We start from the raw sequence: 5783 nt of genomic DNA on the forward strand, positions 1-5783 counted from the left end.
CATGGTTGATTCTAACTCTGCCAGCACCGCCTCACTCAAGCCGTGTTGCCCAACCATCACAATAGATTTGAGAGTATGCCCACGAGCGCGTAAGAATTTTTTTTGATTGTTGGTTAGTTTTTTCATTGTTTTTCTAAAATATGTAAATATTCAGTTGTTTTATTTATTTTATTAAAATGCTTATTATCCGCTTTAAATCGTTGATATTATCTATATAGTCAAGACCATTTAAATTATCAATTTTCCTATAATTTTACTTCTATTTCATATCAACGATATTATTTAGAATGATCAAGACACCCAAGATTGTCTAAATAATTTTTACCTAATCCAAAATATCCAGATGCATAGTATTTGCACTTATTCTCAATATATTGCCAAGTGGTTTCAGAGGTCAATAATTTTTTTAATTCCTGTAGATTTCCCTCTCCCTTAAGATATGCAGACATACCATTATAAAAATATAAATTTGGATCATTACTAATTTCCGCAACAAAGCCTTTTTTTACCATTCTAGGAAAAAGTAATTTACATTTTATTATCCCCAATGATTGCGTTCTGCCAAAAGCATACCAAGCTGGGTATTTTCCATTGCCTTTATCTCTAAGACCTAAGTCACACTTATGTTTAGATAAGTGTTTATATGCACTAGGAAAGTTATCGGAAAAATATTTTTCTTTGATCAAAATCGCCTCATTATTTTTATTATAAATATAAGGAAAAATAATCTTTTCCTTTAGGTTCTCTATATTGTTTTCCTGATTTATTCTATTGGAATTGACAATGTTTTTACATATTTTTTTTTCAATTTTGGTGCCATCTTGCATATACAGATAATCGCCTTTCTCTTTATCAGGTTTAAAAATATAAACTTTATTACTTAATGTTGCAATACCACTGTTGGTGTTATATATATCACCGAATCTAACCCCAACAGACTCCATTTTTGTGATGAAATCATAATTCCTAACACTCCATCCAGCAACGCAATCAGCATCTTTGTATAAAATTTTATTGAACTTTATTGTATGAATATCAACAAGTTTTTTTTGTTTTAAGGTGATGTAACTTATATAGTCAGATTCTTTCTTTTGTAAAAAACAAAGACAAGTATAAGTTGTCCTAGATTTAAAAATTTGCTCATCTTTAAAATCTATAATTTTTAGTGAAATATTATTTTTAGTAAAATATTTTCTTAATGCTCTACCATTGGCACTATGGACAAATGTGTTGACAGTAATAAACCCTAAAACGCCATTTTTATTCAATAATTCATAGCCAATTTGAAAGAAGGGTATATATAAATCAGGATGACCTGTGGAGCAAACACTCCATTTTTTTATCAATTCTTTGGTTCTTGCATCCATATTTCTTAAATAAACATAAGGCGGGTTCCCCAAAATCAAATCAAAGCCTTTGTTCTTTTTAATTTGCGCATTATGCTCTTGCCAATTAAATTCTAAAGAATTTCCTTGATATAAATTAAAATTAAATTTTTCTTCATCTTCTCCCTCTGTAATAGCCAATAAAGACAGCAATATCTCTGTTCTTTTTACGCTATAAGTTTGAATATCCACCCCAAAAATATTCCTTTCAAAAATTTGCTTATAAGATTTTTCTGTTTTTTGTTTCAGTATGCGACTGGCATTTATTAAAAAACCACCACAGCCACAGGCAATATCAACTACTTTTATATCGTGTATATTATTGCCCAGCGTTAAAAAAGATTGCTTTGTAATATATTCTCGGATATTTTTTGGCGTATAAATGGCGCCATTTATCAATTTATCAGAGGGCGATATAACAAACTCAAATAATTCTAATAACTCCTCAAAACAAATTTTTTGTGCTTGATCATTCAGTAATGTTGTAAATTTCTCTAACACATTCCATTCATCGCTTGAATCATCGGTAATCATTAGCGATTGAATGTATAAATTTTTAACTGTTGTTATGGATTTTAGCCTTAAGAATGCTGATACCAGCAATTTGTTAATAGGGTTTACCTCGGTGGAATATTCTTTTAAACAATCCAATACAAACTTATTCACCCAAGCCACCTGCTGTATAAGCATCTATTTTTTCTTGAATTTCTTTAAATTTCCTTAAAATTTTTAATTCATTAGGGTCATTAGTCGGCATTGCATCTAAGGACTCATCTAATTGCAACTTTTTCTTTCCTAATATAGCAAGAGCCCAAATTAGCTTGTGCCTTCTAAGATATAACTGTAAATTTTGAACAATATATTTCCCTCTCTCAGTTGTAGATTGTATTTCCCCCTTGTCATTTCTTTGCAAATTTTCATCATATTCCCGAGAACAAGGGTCAATAAATCCATTTTTTTCTTTCCACTTATCAGATTTTGCACGATTGCAATAAGGGCAAGAGTAGACTAAATTATCATAATTAGTCTCTAACTTTGGAAATTTACTTTTTGGCTTAAAATGATCAATATGATAACTTATTTCTTGCCCACAATGTAAATCTGGATCGTCGCAATAGCCGCAACGATTATTAAAGTCACCTTTCAAATACCCTCTAAAACTACGATAATCTGAATAAGACTTAGCACAAGTTCGAGTGGGTTTTATTTTTTGAACATTAATCATGATTCGGGTAAAGAGTCAGTATTTTTTCTCTTTAATTCTTCCAATAACTCATCTGTATTTGCAATTAGTGCATGTAATGCATCTAAATTTTTAGTACCTTTTAATTGATTTGGCAGTGCCGATTTTTTATTGGTAGATTTTTCAATAAAATCATCTAATTCTAATAATCTAGCTTCTTCTTCTGCGTTTAAATCTTTTGTATTTGATTTTTTAATTAACTCTAGTAATTCTTTTTCTGCATTAGATATCCTACTTCTATAATGCAGGATTTGATTTTTAATTTTATCTAGAAAATTTGCACGACCCTCATCTTCTGCATCCATCAAACCTTTAATATAAACGATATTCACATCTTCTCCGTGAATTACCGCTTCGTCATCAAAAGAAGTTAGCACAAAACACGGAAATTGAGGCGTTTCATTTAAGATCTCTCTTACCAAATCCAGCCCATCAAAGTTAATATTTGAATTTTCTTCGTTCAATTTATGGTCCGTAATAATTGCATCAAACTTCTCATCTCTTATTTCATTTAAGAAATTATCTAAAGTATCTTGAGGTGTTAAACCAACAAGATCAAATTCTTTAACGGTGCCGGTGTCCTTGCTGTTAACATATCTTTCAAATCTACGAATCTCTGAATCCACTTCATCAACAAACAGTATTTTATATTGTGTCATTTTCTATTTCCTCTGATATTTTTTAATGAATGCAATTCTAATACCAAAGCCTTTATTTTTTGGGTACAGTAGTTTTACATTGCCGTTATATTCTTTGATTATCGTATCTACTAGCCACATTCCTAGTCCAGTTCCTATCTCCTCACCAGTATGTTCATTTCTTTTTGTCGTGTAAAGCGCATTAAATATTTTAGAGGGATCTGTTATATCTTGCGATAAGCCTTCACCATTATCAAAATAATCAATGGTAATTTCTTTATCTGTGGTATTGACTTTCAACATGATTTCTCTTTTATTATTCTGTTTTTGCCTTAAAAAAGAGTCTATTGAATTAACAAGTAAATTATTAAAAACACTATCTAAATCTATTTCCATTGCTCTAATATCCAACTTATTATTATCAACAGTGTATGAAAAATCAATCATTCGATTGGATAAGACATTACTCCAAGTAGATTTAAAGTTTTGAAAATAGTTAGATAAAATAATACTTTTTCTTCTTCTTTTGTCCTTTCTTGCCGAAGCTAAAGAAAATTTTAACCAATTCTGAAGCTTGGCATCTTGCTTTCTCATATCCTCAATTAATATATAAGGGTTTAAAAAATCTGGTGTATTTTGATAAAGATTTTGTGGGCTTTTTTCTTCCAACAATTCAATTAATTCATCTGTTCTACTCGCTAATACACCGCTTAAATTTCCTAACTCGTGTGAAAATGATGCAGTAACAATACCACTTGTAGCCATACCCCTTAAAATCTTTTGCTCATTTTCCAATGCCCCAATTTCCTCATCTTTCTCCTCTATCCTTTTTGATAAGATAATTTTTTCTTTGGTTTCTTCATTTTCTTGCTCTGCCCCTTTATTAGATTGTTTTTCTCTTGCATTTTCTAATATTTTTTCTGCCAATTTGTCAGCATCTTTTTTTACAAAATCATCAAAATACAGGTCATCATAAAAAAGTTTCATTTCTTTGGCAAGAATTGCCCTATCAACTTCAAGTGTGCTCAATATTTGTAGAATTATCAGTTTAAAAATTTGAAAAGTTTTATTTTCTTGTAGCCCTTCCCTACTTGATTTATCTTCAAATTCTAAGTTTCCCAACCTTGTAATGTTTATGCCGCCCGCAATATTATCAGGGCCAACTCGCCATCCGCCACTAGGCTTGGATGGTGTGGCTGGGCTTTTAGCTTTCCTGCCACCTAAACCCAGCCAATCAAATGCGCTGTCTTTGGCTTCTCCATAGGGCCGCACTCTAAAATCATCTCTAAAAACTTTGATACCGCCAAATTTATTAAGCCAATCTTTTCTGTCGTTGGCATTAAATTTATTATAATAGAATTTTTCCAAATCAGGATTTGAGTAAGTTCTTTTCATGAAATAGAAGGTAAACTCAAATTCGCCTATTTTTTCAAATACATTGTCTTCGTCTACCTCTTTAAATCCTGCCAAAAGTTCAGAAAAAGTCTTGTTTGTACGCCAACTACCTTTGTTAAAATCATCTAACCTATAAGGGCTCTTTTGAGCAAACTCTCTTTGAAAAAACTCAGGCGGTATGGTTTCTATATCATATTCATTTCTAAAAATTTCAATGTTTACATTTTGATTTTTGTCTGCTCTTGCAACTAATTTATAATCATAATCGTCGCATATTGAACCCAATATTTCACCATATTGATTCGGCTTGTCATTACTATATAAAAATAATTTAAAATTACCTTGTTCTTTAGGTGGTGCAAGCACCTCTAAATCATCAAACACTTGAGAAACAAAATAATCATCCCAATTATCCCTGAGATTGGATATTTTTAAAACAGTACCACTATTAAAATCGTATTGTTTAACAACATCCTGCGCTTTAGCATCACAAATTTCATTCAAAATATATTCTTTTAGATTCAACTCTTGTATAGTTGATAAATCAGCTGTAACAGCATCTATCGTTTTAAAATTTCCCTCAAAATTTCGCCAATCAACACACCAAATGGAGGACAGTTCTTTATTTTTAGGTTTTGTTGTCATTTCACAACAATCTCCTAATTTATCTAATGCAAATCTACCAATACCTTTGGCACCTGCTCTCACTCTGCCAGTTGCAGTAAATATATCGTTGGTTTTATTGTCTGTACCAATAGTCATCCAGTGCTTTTCTATTACTGCCTGAGTCATGCCATCACCTGAATCAATAATATACAAACAATCTCTTTCTTGATGAAAATAAATGAGCGATAGCGGGCTATCAGCATCGTATCCATTCTTTACCAATTCAATAATAGCACCTTTAGACGATGCAATATTTTCACGACCAATAAGTCGTGCTGTTCTTGCGGATACTCTAAAAGGTATTTTTGTCATATTGGTTATTTTAATATATATTCATCAAGAAACAAATCCTGCACAGTTTCTCGTTTACGCACCAGTTGATGGGTGGTGTTAGAGACCATAACCTCGGCAACGCGGGGGCGAGTGTTGTAGTTGGAGCTCATGGTAAAACCGTAA

Annotated in this window: 5 protein-coding genes and 1 pseudogene; all 6 read right to left on the reverse strand. The window is 31.5% G+C overall.

All coding sequences use genetic code 11. The features are described 5' to 3' along the window. A partial coding sequence (locus BBROOKSOX_RS08470) for a YhbY family RNA-binding protein (RefSeq protein WP_180323932.1) occupies positions 1-126 on the reverse strand: 126 nt, incomplete at its 3' end. Positions 127-278: 152 nt separating this feature from the next. Further along, entirely contained in the window at positions 279-2051 is a 1773-nt protein-coding gene (locus BBROOKSOX_RS08475) for an HsdM family class I SAM-dependent methyltransferase (protein WP_180323933.1), read from the reverse strand. After that, complete coding sequence (locus BBROOKSOX_RS08480) at positions 2044-2610, reverse strand: HNH endonuclease (RefSeq protein ID WP_139660984.1); 567 nt, start codon at positions 2608-2610, stop codon at positions 2044-2046. Before BBROOKSOX_RS08480 ends, BBROOKSOX_RS08475 begins: the two co-directional genes overlap by 8 nt. Beyond that, complete coding sequence (locus tag BBROOKSOX_RS08485; RefSeq protein ID WP_139660987.1) at positions 2607-3287, reverse strand: response regulator transcription factor; 681 nt, start codon at positions 3285-3287, stop codon at positions 2607-2609. The genes BBROOKSOX_RS08480 and BBROOKSOX_RS08485 overlap by 4 nt, the downstream gene beginning before the upstream one ends. Positions 3288-3290: 3 nt before the next feature. Continuing rightward, positions 3291-5639: a sensor histidine kinase gene (locus BBROOKSOX_RS08490; protein WP_139660990.1), complete on the reverse strand. Its 2349-nt coding sequence runs from the start codon at positions 5637-5639 to the stop codon at positions 3291-3293. A gap of 5 nt (positions 5640-5644) precedes the next feature. Then, positions 5645-5783 (reverse strand): annotated as a pseudogene (locus BBROOKSOX_RS12165) (diaminopimelate decarboxylase); the annotation flags it as partial.

The organism is bacterium endosymbiont of Bathymodiolus sp. 5 South, from assembly GCF_900128535.1.
Lineage (GTDB): Bacteria > Pseudomonadota > Gammaproteobacteria > PS1 > Pseudothioglobaceae > Thiodubiliella.